This window comes from Alkalihalophilus lindianensis, assembly GCF_032843265.1.
GTDB lineage: Bacteria > Bacillota > Bacilli > Bacillales > Bacillaceae_D > Alkalihalophilus > Alkalihalophilus lindianensis.
Genome location: NZ_JAWJBA010000517.1, coordinates 1 through 262, shown reverse-complemented (window position 1 = coordinate 262; position 262 = coordinate 1). Strand labels below are relative to the sequence as shown.

Annotated in this window: 1 protein-coding gene; it reads right to left on the bottom strand. The window is 38.5% G+C overall.

Annotated features, from left to right (window positions below; all coding sequences use genetic code 11):
- Positions 1–84: 84 nt before the first annotated feature.
- Positions 85–262 (bottom strand): transaldolase family protein (locus tag RYX56_RS23250; RefSeq protein ID WP_317124243.1); only part of this gene is annotated, 178 nt, incomplete at its 5' end.

The window sequence follows — 262 nt, the reverse complement described above, 5'->3', positions numbered from 1 at the left end:
CTAACTTATAGTTTACACGAAATTTTATTTTTCATGTATCAATTTGAAAAAAATTTACACGAAAATGGAAAAATGGCATAAAAATTAGGCTTCTGTCCGGGAATTCCAGTCTTTTAAAAATGCTTCAATTCCTTTATCCGTCAATGGGTGCTTCGTTAAACCCATTAATACTTTGTATGGAATCGTGGCAATATGGGCGCCTCGTAATGCTGCCTCGGTTACATGCATCGGGTGGCGGATGGACGCTGCAATGATTTCCGTC